Genomic DNA, 17,637 nt, shown 5'->3' with positions numbered 1-17,637 from the left:
GTGTCGCCCCCCGTGCGAGCCGGTCCGCCCGCGCCCCCAGCACGCCCAGCTCCGCTGTCGCCTCACCGGGCGAGCCGGGTGGCCCGTGCCCCTCCGCGCGAGTCGGTCCGGTGCCGCCCCCCCGTGCGAGCTGGGCGACCCTTGCCGCTCCCACGCGAGCTGGTCTGGCGTCGCCTCACCGCAACCCCTCCGCCCGCGTCCTCCGCACGAGCTGGTCCGCTGTCACCTCGTCGGGTGAACCGGGTGGCCCGTGCCCCTCCGCGTGAGCTGGTCCGCCGTCGCCCCCCCGTGTGAGCCGGGCGACCCATGCCGCTCCGCGTGAGCTGGTCCGGTGTCGCCTCACCGGCGAGCCGGTCCGCCTGCGCCCCCGCACGAGCCGGTCCGCTGCCGCCTCGTCGGGTGAACCGGGTGGCCCGTGCCCCTCCGCGCGAACCAGGTGGCCCTCGCCCCGCGCGTGCGAGCGCCCCCGCCTCGCCGGTACGGGTCGGCCGGCCCGCCCCCCCCCGCACGAGCCAGGTCCGCCCGCCCCTCCCCCGCGCGAGCCGGTCCGCCGCCCACCGTGCGGTGGGTCGGGTGGTGTGGTGGAGCGAACAGGTGAAAAAGCGGAAGATCGTATGACCGTACGGTGTGTTGGCCCCGGTCGGCCCGGACACCCGGGCAAGCTCACTTGACCATGCGAGTGACCATGCCCGCCGCCCTCCGCCGTGCCGCAGCCGCAGCCGTCACCGCCGTCGCTGCCGCCGGCCTCCTTCCCGTGCCCGCGCACGCCGAGGGAGGTTCGCCCTGCGCCGGTTCGGACAGCGACGCCTTCCCCCTCACCACCCGGCTGCGCGGCGGCCCCGACTCCTACCAGGCCGGCGGCGGCTACGGCACCTGGTACCTCGACCTCACCAACACCACCGACCTCACCTGCGCCGGGATCCATCCCGTCGTCGTCCTCGTCGACGCCGAGCGCGCCCTGCGGCCCTCGCAGCCCCACCTGGACTTCTACGCGGACGGCCGGCCGCACCCCGTCCGCTTCGAACCGACCGACGAGGAAGAGCTGGTCGGCGCCTTCACCGACGGTCCCGAGGGGGAGGCCGGCGCGTTCGCCGGCTTCACGGTCGGCCCCCACAAGACCCTCACGGTCAAGCTGCGCCTCGCGCTCACCTCGGACACCGCGCCCAACGACATCACCGCCAACGCGGCGGTCGTCCAGCGGCACGGCGACGACGGCGACTGGGTCGGGCAGTCGAACGACTACCGCTTCGCCGTCGAGACCGGCTCCCTCCCCGACTCCGACTCCGACTCCGGTCCCGATCCCGGTCGCGCCAAGGAGACCGGCCCGACCGCCACCACCACGGCCGCCGCCCCCCGTGCGTCGGGTGCGGCCACGCCCGCCCCCGACGCCTCGGCCCAGGCCACCGGCGCCCCCTCCCTCGCCGACAAGGCCGAGGAACTCGCCCGCTCCGGCCTGCCCGCCACCCCCGTCCTCCTCGCCGCCACCGCCTGTCTGCTGGCCGCCGGCGCCGCTCTGCTGCTCGCACGCCGACGCAGTTGAGCCCCGCCGGTCCCACCCAGTGGACGCTCCGATTCCGGCCATTCCCTCAAGATCGGGCGTGTGACTAGGCTGGGGCGCACGCAGTCCGCGTACGGCAGGAGACCCCGCACATGGCAGACCGCAGGCCCATCGAGTCGTGGCTCACCGACATGGACGGTGTGCTGATCCACGAGGGCGTCCCCATCCCCGGCGCCGACGCCTTCCTCAAGAAGCTGCGCGAGTCGGGCAAGCCGTTCCTGGTCCTGACCAACAACTCGATCTACACCCCGCGCGACCTGCACGCCCGCCTCCAGCGCATGGGCCTGGACGTGCCGATCGACCACATCTGGACCTCCGCCCTGGCCACCGCCCAGTTCCTGGACGACCAGCGGCCGGGCGGCACGGCGTACGTCATCGGCGAGGCCGGTCTGACCACCGCGCTGCACGACATCGGCTACATCCTCACCGACCACGAACCCGACTACGTCGTCCTCGGCGAGACCCGCACCTACTCCTTCGAGGCGATGACCAAGGCGGTCCGGCTCATCAACGACGGCGCCCGTTTCATCTGCACCAACCCGGACGAGACCGGCCCCTCCACCGAGGGCCCCCTCCCGGCCACCGGCGCCGTGGCCGCGCTGATCACCAAGGCGACCGGCAAGCAGCCCTACTTCGCGGGCAAGCCGAACCCCCTGATGATGCGCACCGGTCTGAACGCGATCGGGGCCCACTCCGAGACCAGCGCGATGATCGGCGACCGCATGGACACCGACGTGCTGGCCGGCATGGAGGCCGGGATGCAGACGTTCCTGGTGCTCACCGGTCTGACCCGGCCCGAGCAGGTGGAGAACTTCCCGTACCGCCCGTCGAAGGTCGTCGACTCGATCGCGGACCTCGTCGACCGGATCTGAAACACGGACGGCACGGAAAGCCACCCGTACGGAGCAGCGAGACCCCGCCAGAGGATGCGGACGGGGTCCCGGCGGGGGAGTCTCCAGAGAGCTGGAGGTTCACGATGAGTTCACTCAAAGTCACGCTCTGTGCGGGTGTCGCGGCTGCCGCCGCGGTGCTCCTCCCGACGGTCCACGCCTCGGGCGAGGACGGCGGGGGCGGAGGCGGCAGCGTCTCCGTGACACCGTCCACGCCGGCGCCCGGCGCCGACGTCACGCTGAAGGTCAGCGGCTGCGGCGGCAGAAAGGCCACCGCGGCCTCGGCCGCCTTCGTCGCGGACGCCCGGCTCGTGGGCACCGGCGGCACGCTGGTCGGCGAGACCCGGGTCCGCTCCTCGATCCAGGCAGGCACCTACGACGTGAAGATCACCTGCGTCGACTTCCAGGTGAAGGGCCGGATCAAGGTCGTGGCACCGGCTGAGTCGCAGCCGCTGCCGGACCGGCCGTCGGCCCCCACCGGCCACGCCTCACCGGTCGCCCCGGTGCACGCGGGCGGGGGCGGCGCCGCGCCGCTCGCCGCCGCCGACGAGGCGCGGGTGGACGGCCCCGGCACCGCTCAGGCGGTCACCGGGCTGGTCCTGGCGGGAGTGGCCGCGGCGGTGGTGGCGTACCGCGGCGTCCGCGGCGCCCGCCGGAGTCGCGGGAGCCGCTGAGCCATGTCCGACCGCGAACGCTCCTCCGGGCGTTTCGTCACCGGAGTGGCCTGGGCGGTGCTGCTGCTCGGGCTGTGGCTGTGGGGGCGCGAGGTGACCGACGTACGGCCGGGCGTGTCCACGCCGACCACGGGTGACGTGGCCGCCGTGGGACGCCCGGCGGACGCCGACCTGCCGCCGGCGGCCAAGCCGCTGGCGGCGGCCCTGCCCCAGCGCATCGACATCCCCGAACTGGGCGTCCAGGCTCCGGTCGTCGCCCGTGGCCTGGACCCCGAGGGCGCGATCGACCCGCCGCCGTTCGACCAGTCCGGCGTCGTCGGCTGGTACGCGGCCGGCGCGAAGCCCGGCGCCCGGGGCACCGCCCTGATGGTCGGGCACGTCGACACCGAGACCCGCCCCGCCGTCTTCTACAAGCTCAGCACCATGCGGGCGGGGGAGACGATCCGCGTGGTCCGCGACGACGGCCGGATCGCCGAGTTCACCGTCGACGAGGTCGAGGTCGTCCCGCGCGACGACTTCGACGCCCGGCGGGCCTACGGCACCCGCCGGCCCGACCGCGCCGAACTGCGGCTGATCACCTGTGGCGGCACCTTCGACCGGGCGAGCCGCAGCTACACGGCGAACGTGATCGTGTCGGCGTATCTGACCGGCCGCACCTGAACCGGGCAACGCGAAAGGCCCCCGCTTTCGCGAAGGGCCTTTGCCGTCTGTGCGCCGCCAGGGACTCGAACCCCGGACCCGCTGATTAAGAGTCAGCTGCTCTAACCAACTGAGCTAGCGGCGCCTGCTGACGTCGTAACTCTACAGGACGCCGAGGGGTGCCCTTGACCACCCGTTCCCGGGCGCCTCCCGCCCCGGCGCCCGCTTACATCGTTCGGACCGTCAGCATGCGCACCGGGACGACAGTTGAGAAACTGGCGAACGTGCACAGGCGCGGACATTTCCATCTGGAGTGTGAGGGGAATCGCATGGAGACTCCGGTGTTCGAGGAATTCGATCCCGCGAGTGACTGCGACTGCCCCGGATGCGTTCACGGGCGCCGGGTGAGCCCGTATTCCCCTTCCCCGGGATCCGCCCGGTTCGGCGGCCGTCCCGCCGCCCGCCGGGTTCTGGTCGTCGCCGCGGCGGCGTCCGCGACGGTCGGCGCCGGTCCCGCCGTGCCCGCGCCCGCCGCCTCGCAGGCCCCCGCCCCGCCGGGCGTTCCCGCAGGTGACGAGCCCGAGACTCCGCAGGGCCGCACGGCGCCGCTGCACGGCCCGGGGGGACGGCCCGCGCAGCCCCCGGGCGTCGCCGGGACACCGGTGACCACCCGCGCGGAGATCATCCGGCGGGCCAGGGAATGGGTAGCGGCGCGGGTGCCGTACAGCATGAGCGCCTACTGGTCCGACGGCTACCGGCAGGACTGCTCGGGTTTCGTCTCGATGGCCTGGCATCTGCCCGGGAACGAGTGGACGGGCACCCTCGACCAGTACGGGACGCGCATTTCCAAGGAGGAACTCCAGCCCGGCGACATTCTCCTCTTCCACAATCCCGCCGACCCCCAGAAAGGCTCGCACGTCGTCCTTTTCGGCGGCTGGACCGACTACACCCGCAGTTACTACATCGCCTACGAGGAGACCCGCCCGGCGGCCCGCCGTCAGGCCACCCCGTACGCCTACTGGAGTCATTCGGACAGCTATGTCGCCTACCGCTACAAGGGGCTCGCGGCGGGCGGCGGCACGGGCGCGGGAGCCGAGGCGTCGGCGACCCCGTATCCCGGGCGGTCCTTCTTCGGTCCCGGGGCCGACAACGCGTACGTCACCCAGCTGGGCCGGCTCCTCGTGGCGCGCGGCGCGGCCCCCTTCTACCTCTCGGGGCCGGGCCCCCGCTGGTCGGACGCCGACCGCCGGGCCACCCAGGCCTTCCAGCAGGCCCAGGGCTGGCGCGGCTCCGACGCGGACGGACTGCCGGGACCGGGGACCTGGCGGCTCCTGGTCACGGGGCAGGGCAAGGACGTCGAGGCGGGCGGACCGCCCGCCACCCCCGCCGCGCCGCCGCCCGCGAGCGGCGGCGCGGGCCCGCCGGCCACCTCGCCCTCCGCACCCTCCCCGCCCCCGCGCGTCCCGGCCTTCCCCGGCCGCAACACGTTCCGCCCCGGTGCGGACAACGCGTACGTCACCGAGCTGGGGAGGCAACTGGTGAAGAAGGGGTTCGGCAGGTACTACGCCCAGGGTCCGGGGCCGCGCTGGACCGAGGCGGACCGGCGTGCCGTCGAGGCGTTCCAGCGCGCCCAGGGCTGGCGTGGCGGCGCGGCGGACGGCCACCCGGGCCCGGAGACCTGGCGGCGGCTCTTCTCGTGACCCGACCCATTGTCACGGCACGACTGTCATGGCGTATCTGGCGCGGAGGCTGGAGGCACGCAATGCACACGACCACTTCACAGACACCCGAGCCCGAGACGCCGTCCGGACCGGTCGGGGACACCGCGACGGAGGGCACGGCCGGGGAGCCGTCCCGGTCCGCGGGACCGGGGGAGACGCGCGAGGCGTCCGGCGCGGGGAGCGAACGGCCCGAGCAGGGCTCCCGGAGCGGACCGGCCGGCAGGGCGGCCGAACGGCAGGCCGAGCAGCCGGCCCGGGGGGACGCGTCCGAGGCCGCGCAGGGCCGGCCCGCACGGCTCATCCACAACGAGGCGACCACCGAGATCCCCGTCCATCTGCTGTTCCGGGACGAGGCCGAGCCGCGGGCGGTGCCGCTCGGGCCCGCGGTGGTGGGCAGCCGGGCGGCGACCGGGGAGCAGCCGAGGCTGCGGCGGCCGGTGGCGGCGAAGCCACGGCCCCTGGCCGAGGTCGACCCCGCCCTGGCGGAGCGGCCGGCGCGGGTGCTGCCCGGCGGGGCCGGTGTGATCGCCGGGGCCTGCGGGGCGGCCGGATGTGTGGCCACCACCTGGTGGGCGGGGGTGCTGCCGCCGCTGGTGGGGGAGGCGCTGCGGCTGCCGGTGTGGGCGGGGGCCGGCCTCGGTCCGGCGCAGTGGGCGGCGTACGCGGGGGCGGGCGCCCTGGGGCTGTTCGGCTTCGGCGGGCTGGCGCGGGGGCGTACCGGGCGGGCCTGGGTGCTCAATCTGTTCGGCCGCTACCGGGGGACCGTCCGGCGCACCGGGCTGCTGTGGGTCAATCCCCTGCTGCTGCGCCGCCGGGTCGACGTACGGCTGCGGCACTGGCGCAGTGAGCCCATGCCGGCGGCCGACGGCAGCGGGGTCGCGCTGCGGGTGGTCGTCCTGGTGGTGTGGCGGGTGCGGGACACCGCGCGGGCCATGCTGGGCGTCGAGGACCACGAGACGTATCTGCGGGACTGTGTCGAGGCGGCCCTCGCCCGGATCCCGGTGGAGCCGCCGGGCGCGGGCCGGGGTTCGGTGGAGGCGGCGGGGGAGGCGCTGACCCGGCGGGTCGCGCGGGACGCGGGCGCGATCGGTCTGGAGGTGTACTCGGTGCAGCCGCTGCGGATCGAGTACGCCCCGGAGGTCGCCGCCGCGATGCACCGCCGCCGGATCGCCGCGCTCGACGCCCAGCACCGCGCGACCGTGCTGACCTCGGTCGTCGACTCGGTGGAGGACACGGTGACCCGGCTGACCATGCGGGGCCTGGTGGAACTGGACGACTACGAGCGCAAGGCGCTGGTGAAGGACCTGACGGTGGCGTTCTGCGCGGGGCGCGGGGAGCAGGCGCCCTGACGGTCCCTCGAACAGGTCCCGCGATTGGTATGGACATGTACAAGCGGCGGTCATAATCTCGGACTTGGTCTAGACCTGCACGGCTCACGGGCCCACCGGCCCGAAGAACTCCCCACGTTCTCCAGGAGCGGCAGCATGCGCACAAGGACCAGGCTCTACGCCGCCGTGCTGGGCCTCGCCACCGCCGGAGCCGTCGTGCTCCCGGCCGGCGGCGCCAGCAGCCACGGCTACACCGACCTCCCCGTCAGCAGGCAGAAGCTCTGCCAGAACGGCACCGTCACCGACTGCGGCGACATCCAGTGGGAGCCGCAGAGCGTCGAGGGCCCGAAGGGCTTCCCGGCCACCGGCGCGGCCGACGGGCGGATCTGCTCCGCGAACAACACCCGCTTCGCCCAGCTCGACAGTCCGAGGACGCCGTCGGGCGGGGCATGGCCGACCACGAGGGTGACCGGCGGTCAGAGCTACACCTTCCGCTGGCAGTTCACGGCGATGCACGCCACGACCGACTTCACCTACTACGTCACCAAGCCGGGCTGGAACCAGAACCACAACCTGGCCCGCTCCGACCTCAACCTCACCCCCTTCCTCACCGTTCCCTACGGCGGCCGGCGTCCGCCCGCCACCCTCTCCCACAGCGGCACCCTGCCGTCGGGGCTCAGCGGGCACCACGTGATCCTCGCGGTCTGGACGATCGCCGACACCGGCAACGCGTTCTACGCCTGTTCGGACGTCACGTTCTGAGGCACCCTCGAGTCAGGTCCCCGCGCGCCGGAACCGGAGACGCCTCCGGGCCGGCGCGCGCGGGTCCCGACGACGGCATACGGGGGTGCGTGCCACTTGGACGGCTCCGACGTCCTGGTCCTGCTGACGGCCGTCCTCTGTCTGGTGGCCGGGGGCTCCGTGGTGCACCACGCCCTGCGGCGGCGGGCCGCCTGGAACGGACTGACCGCGCGCGGCCGGGTGGTGCGGGCCTGGGAGACCACGGAGACGGTCGTCTCCGTGGCCCGTCGGGTGCGGTGGCACGAGTACGAGTTCACCACCCACGACGGCCGGGTCGTGCGCTTCACCGAGAGCGGCGGACCGTCCTCACGCGCCCCCGGCGACGACGTCCCCGTCCACTACGCGGCCGCCGCGCCGAAACGGGCCACGACGTCCGCGCCGCGGCACGGCAGGAATCTCGCGGGCGCGGTGCTCGGGCTGGCCTGCTTCGCCGCCGTCGGCCTCGTCGTCTGGTGGTGGGTGTCCGCGTCCGGGCCCTGAGCCCGATCTCTGAGCTTCCCTTGAGGCGATCCGGCGCTACCGCCGGGTACGTTCCCAGCACGCCGGCCGACCGACCGGCGTGTGGGGGACTCGGGGGCGCACATGGACATCTTCTTCTACATCATCCCGTCGATCATGATCGCGGTGATCCTCCTCGCGATGTACACGGTGATCAGCCGCTCCCGCCGGGTCGCGCGGGCCTGGGACAGCGGGCTCACCGCCGAGGCGCGCTGTCTGCGGACGTACACGACGACCAGGACCACCGGCGGTGAGCACCGGCGGGTGGTGACGACCCTGCACCACGTCTACGAGTTCACCACCCGGGACGGCCGTACGGTGCGGTTCGAGGAGGAGAACGGCCCGGGGACGATCCTGGAAGGTGACATCGTCACCGTGTTCCACCCGGCCGACCGGCCCGAGCGGGCCACGGCCAGGCCCCCGGCGCACGGGCGGCTCTTCGCCGAGTCGGGCTGTCTGCTGGTCTTCCTCGGGCTGGCGCTCGCCTTCTGTGTCGGCTTCATGATCTCCGTCGACGCCGCGTTCTCCGTCTGGGACGAGGTCGGACCGTAGTCATCTGACGCCGCGTCAGCTACCGTGCGCCCCCATGGAGTCCGTCGCCGAGCTCGTAGCGCAACGCTGGGACGACCACCGGCCGGGACTGTGGTGCGAGGACACGGTGCTCAGCCATCACGAGATCGCGGCCGGTGGCGCCGCCCGGGCCGCGCTCCTCGCCGATCTGCTGCCCGGGGGCGCCCCGCCGCACCTGGGGGTGCTGCTGGACAACACCCCGGAGTTCCCGCTGTGGCTGTCCGCCGCCGCGCTCGCCGGTGCGGCGGTCGCCGGGATCAACCCCACCCGGCGGGGCCCCGAGCTGGCCCGGGACATCCTGCACACCGAGTGCCGGCTGCTGATCACCGAGCACACCCACCTCCCCCTCCTCGCCGGCCTCGACCTCCCCGGGGTCCGCGTCCTGGTGACGGACTCGGAGGACTACGCCGCTCTTCTCGCGCCGTACGCGGCCGCCCGACCGGACCCGTCCCGGGCCACCCCCGCCGACCGGCTCCTCCTGTACTTCACCTCCGGCTCGACCGGCGCCCCCAAGGCCGCGATCTGCACCCAGGGCCGGCTGGCCGCCGCGGCGCGGTCCCTGGCCGCGCAGTTCTCCGTGACACCGCACGACGTGCACTACGTCTGCATGCCGATGTTCCACGGCAACGCCGTGATCGCCGACTGGGCGCCCGCGCTGGCGGCCGGCGCCGGGGTGGCGCTGCGGCGGCGCTTCTCGGCCTCCGGCTTCCTGGCGGACGTACGCCGCTACCGGGCCACGTACTTCACCTACGTCGGCCGTGCGATCCAGTACCTGCTCGCCACCGAGCCGGGCCCCGACGACCGGGACCACGCGCTGCGGCTCGGCTTCGGGACGGAGGCGGGGGTGGTGGACGCGGCGGCCTTCGAGCGGCGGTTCGGGGTGCGGCTGGTGGAGGGCTACGGCTCCTCGGAGGGCGGCGCGGCCGTGCAGTGGACGCCGGGGACACCCGCCGGGGCGGTGGGGCGGGCGGGGCCCGGGCTCGCCGTCCTCGATCCGGAGACGGGGCGGGAGTGTCCCCCGGCCGTTCTCGACGCCGCCGGGCGGCTGCTGAACGGGGACGAGGCCATCGGTGAGCTGGTCAACCGCGGGCCGAACCCGTTCGAGGGGTACTGGCGCAATCCCGGGGCCGAGGCCGAGCGGCGCCGCGACGGCCTGTACTGGACCGGCGACCTCTTCTACCGCGACCCCGACGGCTACCTCTACTTCGCCGGCCGGACCGACGACCGCCTCCGCGTCGACAGCGAGAACCTGGCCGCCGCGATGATCGAGAACATCCTCGCCCGGTACGAGGGCGCGGACGCCGTCGCCGTGTACGCGGTGCCCGATCCGGTGACCGGCGACCAGGTGATGGCGGCGATCGCCGGGCGCTTCGAGCCCCGCGCCTTCGCCGCGTTCCTGCGGGCCCAGCCGGACCTGGGGACGAAGATGGCACCCCGGTTCGTCCGGGTGGCCGGGCGGATGCCGGTCACCGCCACGAACAAGATCCACCGGGCGCTGCTCAGACGGGAAGGGGTGCGGTGCGCCGACCCGGTGTGGTGGCGGCCGCCGGGGGAGGAGGCGTACCGACGGCTCACCCGGGAGGAAGCCGAAGGGCCCCTTGTCCGGGGCCGCGCGGACACGACGACGGCGGCCGGTGTTCGCGCTGTCCGCGAACACCGGCCGCCGTCGTCATCGTGCGCCGCCAGGGACTCGAACCCCGGACCCGCTGATTAAGAGTCAGCTGCTCTAACCAACTGAGCTAGCGGCGCATGACTCTCGCCCTCCGCTCTGCGGCGGCCGGCGACAGAGAAAATACTACCCGGTCCCACGGGGTGCTTCCGACCACGTTTCCGGGGGACCTGGGCCGACAGGACCTAGATCGCCAGGGACAGCAGCACCGGTGCCGCGTTCCTGTTCAGCGCGTCGGCGGCCTGGCGGAGGCGGTGCACGTGGGCGACGGGCAGGGACAGGGCGAGGCAGCCGACGGAGGAGCCCGCGGTGATCGGGACGGCCGCGCAGACCGTGCCGACCGCGTACTCCTGGAGGTCGAGGTGCGGGACCGTGGGCGGCTGGGACTCCAGTCGGGACAGGAGCAGCCGGTCGCTGGTGATGGTGCGCGAGGTGAGGCGGGCCATCTTGTGCCGGGAGAGGTGGTCCCGCCGGCCGTTGTGGTCGAGCTGGCCGAGAAGGCTCTTGCCGAGCGCGGTGGCGTGGGCCGAGACGCGGAAGTCCACCCACTCGTGCACGGCGGGCGTGGCGGGGCTGTCGGCGTACTGGGCGATGGTGACCTCGCCGTCGACGTACCGGCTGACGTAGACCGCGGCGCCGATCGAGTCGCGCAGCCGGTCGAGCGTGCGCTGGAGCTGGTCGCGCAGGGCCTGCTGGTGGCCCTGGGCGGACCCCAGGCGGGCCAGCGCGTCACCCGCGACGTACGCCCCGTCGGTCACCTGCTCGACGTAGCCCTCGCGGCGCAGCATGCGCAGGAGCGTGGTCAGTCGCTCCGCGCCCAGGCCGGTCTGGCGGGCGAGCTCGGCGTCGGTGACGCCGGTGGAGTGCCGGGCCACCGTCTCCAGGACGCGCAGCGCGTCCTGGGTCGAGTGGTACGGCATGGTCGGCTCGTGCTTCAGCGCCACGGTCCCCCCTGGTCGCTTCTCTGGCCGTGTCCATGGCCCATGAACCATGACCCATGATCCGTGATCCTGGCAGCGAATCATCTCCACCATAACGGCCAAGGAGGCGGAAGGAAGGGGTTGTTGGCGAGAATGTGGTGCACCTTCGGACCTCTCAACTGCGACACTGACCCTCTGGCATATGCCAAAGTCATGTCCCGCGACCGGAACCCCGGCCGGACCTGCCCCCTTACAGCACCGCGCTCAGAAATTCCCGCGTCCGCTCCTCCTCCGGCGCACTGAAGATCTTCTCCGGCGGACCCGCCTCGACGACCCGGCCCGCGTCGAACATCAGTACCTGGTCGGAGATGTCCCGGGCGAAGTTCATCTCGTGGGTCACGCACAGCATCGTGATGTCGGTGCTGCGGGCGATGTCCCTGAGGACGTCGAGGACCCCGGCGACCAGCTCGGGGTCCAGGGCGGAGGTCACCTCGTCGAGCAGCAGGATCTGCGGCCGCATCGCCAGGGCCCGCGCGATCGCCACCCGCTGCTGCTGCCCGCCCGACAGCCGGGACGGCTTCGCGTCGCACTTGTCGGCCAGCCCGACCAGCTCCAGCAGCTCGCGCGCCCGCGCCTCCGCCTCGTCCTTCGACAGCCCGAGCACGGTCACCGGCGCCTCGGTGACGTTTCGGAGCACGCTCATGTTCGGGAACAGGTTGAACTGCTGGAACACCATCCCGATCTTCTTGCGGACCTCGCGGACCTGCTTCGGGGGCGCCGGGAACAGCCGCTGCCCGTCCACGGTGATCGTGCCCTCGTCGGGCCGGGTCAGGGTCATCAGCATCCGCAGGATGGTGGTCTTGCCGGACCCGGACGGCCCGATCAGGGTGACGTGCCTGCCCGGCTCCACGGAGAAGTCCAGGTGGTCGAGGACGGTGTGGTCGCCGAACCTCTTGGTGACCTGCTCCAGCCGTATCAGCTCGCTGGTCTGCTGCTTCTTCAGGGCGGGGGTGGTGTCAACGGACAAGGCGTCGCTCCAGGGTGCGCAGAAGGAGGGAGGCGAGAGAGGAGATGACGATGAAGGCCACGCCGATCACCGTCAGGGGCTCGGTGAACTGGAAGTGCTCCTGGGAGAAGAGCTTCGCCCGGCCGAGCAGGTCCAGCACGGTGATCACCATCAGCATCGGGGTGTCCTTGAGCATGGCGATCACGTAGTTGCCGAGCGCCGGCACGACCCGGCGGACCGCCTGCGGCAGGATCACCACCCGCCAGGTCCGGCCCCGGGGCAGGTTCAGCGCGGTCGCCGCCTCCCACTGGCCGACGGGCACGGCGTCGATGCCGGCCCGGTAGACCTGCATCGTGTACGTCGAGTAGTGCAGCCCGATCGCCAGGACTCCGGTGGTCATCGCCGAGAGGGTCACCCCCCACTCGGGCAGCACGTAGAACAGGAAGAACAGCTGCACCAGCAGCGGGGTGTCGCGGACGAACTCGGTCACGATCCCGACGGGCCACTGCACCCACCGGGTCGGCATCCGCATCAGCAGCGCCCACACCAGCCCCAGCGTGAACGAGATCAGCGATCCGAGGGCGAGCGCCTGCAGGGTGACCAGCAGCCCCTCCCAGAACAGCGGCATGAAGTCGCTCACGGCACTCCAGTCCCAGTTCATCGGACCACCGCCTTCAGCCGGTTCTCGAGACCTCGCATCAGCCGCGTGAGCAGGAACGCGATCACGAAGTAGATGAGCAGGACGTACGTGTAGATCTGCGCGCTCTCCTGGAGCGCCAGCCGGACCAGGTTGCCGCTGAAGGCCAGGTCGCCCATGCCCATGACCGAGACCAGGGCGGTGCCCTTGAGCAGCTCGATCAGCAGGTTGGAGAACGGCGGGACCATCTCCGGCACCGCCTGCGGCAGCAGGATCTTCCGCATCCGCTGGCCGGGCGTGAAGCCGAGCGCGATCCCGCCCTCCCGCTGCGCCGGGTCCACGGCGGCGAGCGCCCCGCGGACGATCTCCGCGCCGTACGCCCCGTAGGTCAGGCCGAGCGCGAGGGTGCCCGCCCACATCGGCACCAGCTGCCAGCCGAAGGCGGGCGGCAGCACGAAGAACACCCAGAAGATCATCACCAGCGCCGAGGTCCCGCGGAACACCTCGGTGTAGAAGCCCGCGAGGAAGCGGACGATCCACAGCCGGTGGGTGCGCGCGATCCCCACGGCGAAGGCCACCACGGCCCCCAGCAGGGCGCTGAGGACGAGGAGTTGGACGGTGGTCCAGACCCCCCTGAGGACGAGTTCCCAGAGTCCCGAGGTCATCCGCCGCAGAGCTCCTTCGCGGTCAGGTCCGTCATCTCGGCCTTCGTGAACCCGAAGGGCCGCAGGATCCGGAACAGCTCCCCGCTCTTCTTCAGCTTCCGCAGCTCGGCGTTGAAGGCGTCCCGCAGCCGTGTCTCGGTCCGCCGGAAGGCGAAAGCGCCCCCGTCGACATGCGGCCTGCCGTCCACGAGCGGCGCGAAGGGCCTGGTCGACTCGGTCCTGCCCGACTTCTTGACGATCTCGCGGACGGTGAGGGCCGTGCCCGCGAAGACGTCGACGCGGCCCGCCTCGACCGCGTTCAGCCCGGCCACCTGGTCCGGCACGATGAGGATGTCGCTCTCCTCGTACCCCGCGTCCACGGCGTACTGGATCTCGGCGTAGCCGGTGCCGGTGGCGAACTTCGCGCCCTTCTTCACGACGTCCTGATAGCTGTGCAGCCCCATCGGGTTGCCCTTGCGGACGATGAACGCGTCCAGCATCTGGTAGTCGGGGTCGGCGAAGATCACCTGCTCGCAGCGCTCGGGGTTGACGTACATCCCGGCCGCCACGGCGTCGAACTGCTGGGAGTTCAGCCCGGGTATCAGCGAGCCGAACTCGGTGGGCACGGGCTGCACCCTGTCCACGCCCAGCCGTTTGAAGATCACCTTCGCGAGCTCGGGCGCCTCGCCGGTGAGCTGCCCGTCCTTGTCGATGTACCCGAACGGGATCTCGCCCGCGATGCCCAGCCGTACGACCCCCGCGGCGCGCAGCCGGTCGAGGAGGTCGCCGCCGTCCGCGGTGGACGCCGTGGCCACGCGCGAACAGCCCGCGGCGCCCAGCGCGCCGAGCGCCGCCACCCCCGCGAGCAGCGACCGACGGGTGGGGTTCTCGAGGATTCCGGATTGTCTGTTCGGTGGAGCCATGGCGGCGCGGCTACCCGGGGCCATCCGAGTTATGCGGGAGCGTCCTGTGAGGAGAATGTGGGGAGAGTCAGCGGCCGGGGACGTACCCGCGCGCCTTGTCGACCACGTTCTTCAGCGGTCTGCCCGCCGCCCACCGCTCGAACAGCTCCACGAACTGCGCGCCGAGCTCGTCGTGCCGGCCGACCGTGCCGCCGCTCATGCGCGGGGACACCAGCAGGCCCGGGACCTGCCACAACGGGCTGTCGTGAGGGAGGGGTTCGGTGGCGAACACGTCCAGGGCGGCACCCGCGATCCACCGGCTGCGCAACGCCCGTACGAGCGCCTCCTCGACGACCAGGCCGCCGCGGCCGACGTTCACGAAACAGGCGGACGGCTGCATCACGCCGAAGCGGCGGACGTCGAACATTCCGTACGTCTGCTCGGTGAGCGGGGCGGCCGCGACCACCCAGTCGGCGCGGGCGAGGAGGCGGTCCAGGTCCTGGGGGCCGTGGATGCCGGTGTGCGGGACGCGGCCGACGAGCGCGGTGGTCACGCCGAGCGCCTTGAGGACACGCGTGATCGCCCGGCCGACCGGGCCCGACCCGACGACCACGGCCCGGGTGCCGGCCACCCGCCGGCTCTCCCGCGGCCGCCACTCGCCCCGCCCCTGGAGTTCCCAGGTGCGCGGCAGGTCCTTCGCCATCGCCAGGACCAGGGCGGCGACGTACTCGGCGACCGGCTCCTCGAAGACGCCCCGGGCGTTCGTCACCACCGTGCCGGACGCGGCCAGCTCGGGGCACATCACATGGTCCACGCCGGCGCTCGCCGTGTGCACCCAGCGGGGCCGCGGCCCCTCGCCCGGCCAGGCGGCGCGCACCGCGTGCGAGGTGACGTCCCACACGAGCAGCACATCGGCCGCCGGCAGGAGTTCGCCGAGCGCCGCGCCGTCGCAGTGCAGCACCCGCACCCGGCCCGTGAGACGGCCGAGGCGGGGGAGGGGATCGGCGTCGAGGACGAGGAGCGTGGGAACGGCGGCCATCCGGTGCCTTCTCCGTGACCAAGGGCCTGACGTGCGCGGACGGAACACGGTCGCACCCCCGCCCACGACCGTCAACACGGCCGCACCGCCAACCAGGTGAGGATGCCGGCGGTGGGCCGCGCCGACTGGGTACCCGGGTACTGCCGGAAGAACAGCAGCAGCAGGAAGGCTGGACATGACCGCACTCGGACTTCTCCACCCGGGCCACTCGGCCGAGGACGACTACCCCCGAATCGAGCAGCTCCTGGGCAGTGACATCCGGGTGGACCTGGTCCGCACGGACCCCGGTACGGACCTCGCCGAGGACGCGCACCAGGGGGACGCGCTGCTGCGGCTGGGCGCCCCCCACCGGATCGCGGCGGCCGCCGAACAGCTGCGCCTGTCGGGCGCCGAGGCCGTCGTGTGGGCCTCCACGAGCGGCAGCTTCGACTACGGCTGGGAGGGCGCCCACGACCAGGTGCGCACCCTGGCCACGGCCGCAGGGATGCCGGCCTCCTCCACCTCCTTCGCCTTCGTGCACGCGGCGCGGGAGCTGGGGGCGGCGCGCGTCGCCGTCGGGGCGACGTACCCGCGGGAGGTGGCCGCCCGGTTCGCGGAGTTCCTGCGGGCGGGCGGCGTGGAGGTGACCGCGGTGCACAGCGCCGGGATCGCCACGGCGGCCGAGGCCGGCGCCCTCGGCGAGGCGGAGGTGCTCGCCCTCGCACGGGCCGCCGACGACGCCGGCGCCCAGGCGGTCCTGCTGCCCGACACCGCCCTGCACACCGTCGCCTGCGTCCCCGCCCTGGAGAAGGAGCTGGGCAAGCCCGTCCTCACCGCCAACCAGGTGACCGTCTGGGAGGCGCTGCGGCTCACCGACCGCCGGGTGAACGCGCCGGGGCTGGGCGCGCTGTTCACCAGGGAGCCGATCGTGCAGGTGTGAGCGGCCGGGAACAAACGGGGACACCCTCCTGTTGGCCGGATGCGGACAGCGCAAGCCCGAGAACAGGAGGCCCCCGTGGCGGCAGACGAGTTGGCGGACGAGGCGGCGGCCGGAACGGAACGGGACCGGGCGGCCGCGGACGGGATCCGGGGCGCCGCCCTCGGCAGCGCCCCCACCCCCCTCTCCGTCCTCGACCTGGTCACCGTCGGCTCCGGCCGCACCGCCACCGACGCGCTGCGCACCGGCGTCGACCTCGCCAGGCTCACCGAGTCCCGCGGCTTCCACCGCTACTGGGTCGCCGAGCACCACTCGATGCCGGGCGTCGCCTCCTCCTCGCCCGCGGTGATCCTCGCCCACCTCGCCGCCCACACCGACCGCATACGGCTCGGCTCGGGCGGCGTGATGCTGCCCAACCACGCGCCCCTCGTGATCGCCGAACAGTTCGGCACCCTGGAGGCGCTCGCGCCGGGCCGCGTCGACCTGGGCCTCGGCCGCGCCCCCGGCACCGACGGGGCCACCGCCGCAGCCCTGCGCCGTACGGACACCCTGAACGAGGGCGCCGACGACTTCCCCGAACAGCTCTCCGAGCTGACCCGTTTCCTGGACGACGACTTCCCCGACGGGCACCCCTACCGCCGTGTCCACGCGGTGCCCGGCCCCGTCCAGGCGACCTCCCCCGGAGGCGTCCAGTCCCGGCACCGCCCGCCGGTCTGGCTGCTCGGCTCCTCCGGCTTCAGCGCCCGCCTGGCCGGACTCCTCGGTCTGCCCTTCGCCTTCGCGCACCACTTCTCCGCGCAGAACACCGTCCCGGCCCTCGACCTGTACCGGCAGTCGTTCCGTCCCTCCGCGGTGCTCTCCGAGCCCTACGCCCTGATCGGCGTCTCCGTCCTCGCCACCGACGACGAACGCGAGGCCCGCCGGCAGGTCCTGGCGACGGGGCTGAACATGGTCCGGCTGCGCACCGGCCGCCCGGGTCTCTTCCCGTCCCCCGAGGAGGCGGAGGCACACCGGTTCAGCGAGCTGGAGCGGGAGTTCGTCGACTCCTGGACGGCCAACATCGTCCACGGCACGGCCGACGAGGTCCGCACCGGCCTCGACGACCTGCACAAGCGCACCGGTGCCGACGAACTGATGCTCACCAGCCACGCCCACCGCGGCGAACTGCGTCTGCGCTCCTACGAACTCGTCGCGAACGCCTACGGACTGCCCACCACCTGACACC

Annotated in this window: 17 protein-coding genes, 2 tRNA genes and 1 pseudogene; 12 read left to right on the top strand and 8 right to left on the bottom strand. The window is 73.2% G+C overall.

Features of this window, described 5'->3' with window-relative positions; translation table 11 throughout:
• Positions 1-685 precede the first annotated feature (685 nt).
• From ACFY2L_RS06265 to ACFY2L_RS06250, 4 genes are all read left to right on the top strand, one after another.
• Positions 686-1,540, top strand: a complete 855-nt coding sequence (locus ACFY2L_RS06265; protein ID WP_390821613.1) for a hypothetical protein — start codon at positions 686-688, stop codon at positions 1,538-1,540.
• Positions 1,541-1,650: 110 nt separating this feature from the next.
• Positions 1,651-2,430, top strand: coding sequence for an HAD-IIA family hydrolase (locus ACFY2L_RS06260; protein ID WP_390660139.1), 780 nt, complete (start codon positions 1,651-1,653; stop codon positions 2,428-2,430).
• A gap of 104 nt (positions 2,431-2,534) precedes the next feature.
• A complete protein-coding gene (locus ACFY2L_RS06255) occupies positions 2,535-3,122 on the top strand; it encodes a hypothetical protein (RefSeq protein WP_390821612.1) in 588 nt (195 codons plus the stop codon).
• 3 nt (positions 3,123-3,125) lie between these two features.
• Positions 3,126-3,782, top strand: a complete 657-nt coding sequence (locus ACFY2L_RS06250; protein ID WP_390821611.1) for a class F sortase — start codon at positions 3,126-3,128, stop codon at positions 3,780-3,782.
• Positions 3,783-3,832: 50 nt separating this feature from the next.
• Here the strand turns inward: ACFY2L_RS06250 and ACFY2L_RS06245 are convergent.
• Positions 3,833-3,906, bottom strand: a tRNA-Lys gene (locus ACFY2L_RS06245).
• Positions 3,907-4,090: 184 nt separating this feature from the next.
• Between ACFY2L_RS06245 and ACFY2L_RS06240 the strand changes: the two genes are divergently transcribed.
• From ACFY2L_RS06240 to ACFY2L_RS06215, 6 genes and pseudogenes are all read left to right on the top strand, one after another.
• Positions 4,091-5,461 (top strand): peptidoglycan-binding protein, encoded by a 1,371-nt coding sequence (locus tag ACFY2L_RS06240; protein ID WP_390821610.1) that lies wholly within the window; start codon positions 4,091-4,093, stop codon positions 5,459-5,461.
• Positions 5,462-5,523: 62 nt separating this feature from the next.
• The gene (locus ACFY2L_RS06235) at positions 5,524-6,831 is read left to right on the top strand and encodes an SPFH domain-containing protein (protein WP_390821609.1); all 1,308 of its coding nucleotides are present in this window, start codon (positions 5,524-5,526) and stop codon (positions 6,829-6,831) included.
• A 135-nt stretch (positions 6,832-6,966) separates the two neighbouring features.
• Positions 6,967-7,572, top strand: a complete 606-nt coding sequence (locus ACFY2L_RS06230) for a lytic polysaccharide monooxygenase (protein ID WP_390660134.1) — start codon at positions 6,967-6,969, stop codon at positions 7,570-7,572.
• A gap of 96 nt (positions 7,573-7,668) precedes the next feature.
• The gene (locus ACFY2L_RS06225) at positions 7,669-8,091 is read left to right on the top strand and encodes a DUF3592 domain-containing protein (protein ID WP_390821608.1); all 423 of its coding nucleotides are present in this window, start codon (positions 7,669-7,671) and stop codon (positions 8,089-8,091) included.
• Between the two features lie 102 nt (positions 8,092-8,193).
• Positions 8,194-8,661: a DUF3592 domain-containing protein gene (locus ACFY2L_RS06220; RefSeq protein ID WP_390660132.1), complete on the top strand. Its 468-nt coding sequence runs from the start codon at positions 8,194-8,196 to the stop codon at positions 8,659-8,661.
• Between the two features lie 34 nt (positions 8,662-8,695).
• Positions 8,696-10,389: pseudogene (locus ACFY2L_RS06215) on the top strand (AMP-binding protein).
• On the opposite strand, the gene ACFY2L_RS06210 reads toward ACFY2L_RS06215, so the two are convergent.
• From ACFY2L_RS06210 to ACFY2L_RS06180, 7 genes are all read right to left on the bottom strand, one after another.
• A tRNA-Lys gene (locus tag ACFY2L_RS06210) sits at positions 10,355-10,428 on the bottom strand. The pseudogene ACFY2L_RS06215 and the gene ACFY2L_RS06210 sit on opposite strands and share 35 nt — an antisense overlap.
• A 105-nt stretch (positions 10,429-10,533) precedes the next feature.
• On the bottom strand, positions 10,534-11,292 hold the full coding sequence (locus tag ACFY2L_RS06205; protein WP_390660131.1) for an IclR family transcriptional regulator: 759 nt from the start codon (positions 11,290-11,292) through the stop codon (positions 10,534-10,536).
• A gap of 226 nt (positions 11,293-11,518) precedes the next feature.
• Positions 11,519-12,295, bottom strand: coding sequence for an ectoine/hydroxyectoine ABC transporter ATP-binding protein EhuA (gene ehuA / locus ACFY2L_RS06200; protein ID WP_390821607.1), 777 nt, complete (start codon positions 12,293-12,295; stop codon positions 11,519-11,521).
• The gene (gene ehuD, locus ACFY2L_RS06195; protein WP_390660129.1) at positions 12,285-12,935 is read right to left on the bottom strand and encodes an ectoine/hydroxyectoine ABC transporter permease subunit EhuD; all 651 of its coding nucleotides are present in this window, start codon (positions 12,933-12,935) and stop codon (positions 12,285-12,287) included. The genes ehuA and ehuD overlap by 11 nt, the downstream gene beginning before the upstream one ends.
• The gene (gene ehuC / locus ACFY2L_RS06190; protein ID WP_390821606.1) at positions 12,932-13,576 is read right to left on the bottom strand and encodes an ectoine/hydroxyectoine ABC transporter permease subunit EhuC; all 645 of its coding nucleotides are present in this window, start codon (positions 13,574-13,576) and stop codon (positions 12,932-12,934) included. The genes ehuD and ehuC overlap by 4 nt, the downstream gene beginning before the upstream one ends.
• The gene (ehuB, locus tag ACFY2L_RS06185) at positions 13,573-14,478 is read right to left on the bottom strand and encodes an ectoine/hydroxyectoine ABC transporter substrate-binding protein EhuB (RefSeq protein WP_390821605.1); all 906 of its coding nucleotides are present in this window, start codon (positions 14,476-14,478) and stop codon (positions 13,573-13,575) included. The genes ehuC and ehuB overlap by 4 nt, the downstream gene beginning before the upstream one ends.
• Before the next feature lie 67 nt (positions 14,479-14,545).
• Entirely contained in the window at positions 14,546-15,496 is a 951-nt protein-coding gene (locus ACFY2L_RS06180) for a D-2-hydroxyacid dehydrogenase (RefSeq protein WP_390660126.1), read from the bottom strand.
• Between the two features lie 175 nt (positions 15,497-15,671).
• Here ACFY2L_RS06180 and ACFY2L_RS06175 point away from each other — a divergent pair, with 175 nt between their 5' ends.
• On the top strand, positions 15,672-16,415 hold the full coding sequence (locus tag ACFY2L_RS06175; RefSeq protein ID WP_390660125.1) for a decarboxylase: 744 nt from the start codon (positions 15,672-15,674) through the stop codon (positions 16,413-16,415).
• 75 nt (positions 16,416-16,490) lie between these two features.
• Positions 16,491-17,633: an LLM class flavin-dependent oxidoreductase gene (locus ACFY2L_RS06170; RefSeq protein WP_390660124.1), complete on the top strand. Its 1,143-nt coding sequence runs from the start codon at positions 16,491-16,493 to the stop codon at positions 17,631-17,633.
• The last annotated feature ends 4 nt before the right edge of the window (positions 17,634-17,637 follow it).

The sequence above is a fragment of the Streptomyces sp. NPDC001381 genome, from assembly GCF_042895685.1.
Taxonomy (GTDB): Bacteria; Actinomycetota; Actinomycetes; order Streptomycetales; family Streptomycetaceae; genus Streptomyces.
This window is presented reverse-complemented; position numbering and strand designations above follow the sequence as displayed.

Excerpts from the sequence above, each read along its gene's own strand:
- ACFY2L_RS06255 (WP_390821612.1), top strand. The coding sequence starts at position 2,535 with ATGAGTTCACTCAAAGTCACGCTCTGTGCGGGTGTCGCGGCTGCCGCC.
- ehuC (WP_390821606.1), bottom strand. The coding sequence starts at position 13,576 with ATGACCTCGGGACTCTGGGAACTCGTCCTCAGGGGGGTCTGGACCACC.
- ACFY2L_RS06240 (WP_390821610.1), top strand. The coding sequence starts at position 4,091 with ATGGAGACTCCGGTGTTCGAGGAATTCGATCCCGCGAGTGACTGCGAC.
- ACFY2L_RS06180 (WP_390660126.1), bottom strand. The coding sequence starts at position 15,496 with ATGGCCGCCGTTCCCACGCTCCTCGTCCTCGACGCCGATCCCCTCCCC.
- ACFY2L_RS06230 (WP_390660134.1), top strand. The coding sequence starts at position 6,967 with ATGCGCACAAGGACCAGGCTCTACGCCGCCGTGCTGGGCCTCGCCACC.
- ACFY2L_RS06175 (WP_390660125.1), top strand. The coding sequence starts at position 15,672 with ATGACCGCACTCGGACTTCTCCACCCGGGCCACTCGGCCGAGGACGAC.
- ACFY2L_RS06250 (WP_390821611.1), top strand. The coding sequence starts at position 3,126 with ATGTCCGACCGCGAACGCTCCTCCGGGCGTTTCGTCACCGGAGTGGCC.
- ehuB (WP_390821605.1), bottom strand. The coding sequence starts at position 14,478 with ATGGCTCCACCGAACAGACAATCCGGAATCCTCGAGAACCCCACCCGT.
- ACFY2L_RS06220 (WP_390660132.1), top strand. The coding sequence starts at position 8,194 with ATGGACATCTTCTTCTACATCATCCCGTCGATCATGATCGCGGTGATC.
- ACFY2L_RS06265 (WP_390821613.1), top strand. The coding sequence starts at position 686 with ATGCCCGCCGCCCTCCGCCGTGCCGCAGCCGCAGCCGTCACCGCCGTC.
- ACFY2L_RS06235 (WP_390821609.1), top strand. The coding sequence starts at position 5,524 with ATGCACACGACCACTTCACAGACACCCGAGCCCGAGACGCCGTCCGGA.
- ACFY2L_RS06260 (WP_390660139.1), top strand. The coding sequence starts at position 1,651 with ATGGCAGACCGCAGGCCCATCGAGTCGTGGCTCACCGACATGGACGGT.
- ehuD (WP_390660129.1), bottom strand. The coding sequence starts at position 12,935 with ATGAACTGGGACTGGAGTGCCGTGAGCGACTTCATGCCGCTGTTCTGG.